The sequence below is a fragment of the Oleiphilus sp. HI0043 genome, from assembly GCF_001634935.1.
In genome coordinates this window covers 1-669 of sequence record NZ_LWEY01000787.1, presented here as the reverse complement: position 1 = coordinate 669, position 669 = coordinate 1, and the positions used below count along the sequence as shown (strand labels likewise).

Annotated in this window: 1 protein-coding gene; it reads left to right on the top strand. The window is 43.0% G+C overall.

Annotation, left to right across the window (positions count from 1 at the left end; genetic code table 11):
• The coding region (locus A3729_RS09015; RefSeq protein ID WP_197475723.1) for a ribonuclease E/G at positions 1 to 669 on the top strand (669 nt) is incomplete at both ends.

Below are 669 nucleotides of genomic sequence, written 5' to 3'. Positions count from 1 at the left end.
GTATTCGATTTATATAATGTTGATGATGAAATTCAGAAGGCGCTGGGAAAAAAGGTTCAACTTAAGTCTGGTGGCTATCTAATCATTGATCAAACCGAAGCTATGACCACGATTGATGTGAATACCGGCGGTTTTGTCGGGCATCGTAATCTTGAAGAGACCATATTCAAGACCAATCTCGAAGCTGCAAGGACCATTGGTAGGCAATTGCGCTTAAGAAATCTTGGCGGGATTATCATTCTCGACTTCATCGATATGGAGGATGAGGAACATAAGCGCCAGGTTCTACGAATGTTAGAGAAAATGCTTGAGCGAGACCATGCACGTACAACGGTAAGTTGCGTTTCAGAGCTTGGCCTGGTTGAAATGACACGTAAGCGTACCACTGAAAGCTTGGGGCAAACCTTGTGTGAGCCTTGCCCTGTATGTGATGGCACTGGTGTGTTAAAGACCGCTGAAACAGTCTGTTATGAAATTATGCGTGAGATTCTCAGGGTGAATCGTGCTTATGACGCAAATATCTATTTGGTTATGGCTTCGCAAAACGTGATTGATCGCTTACTCGATGAGGAGTCTGACAATGTTGCTGACTTGGAAACCTTCATTGGCAAGCAAATCAAGTTTCAAGTAGAAGTCATGTATAATCAGGGACAATTTGATGTAGTCTTA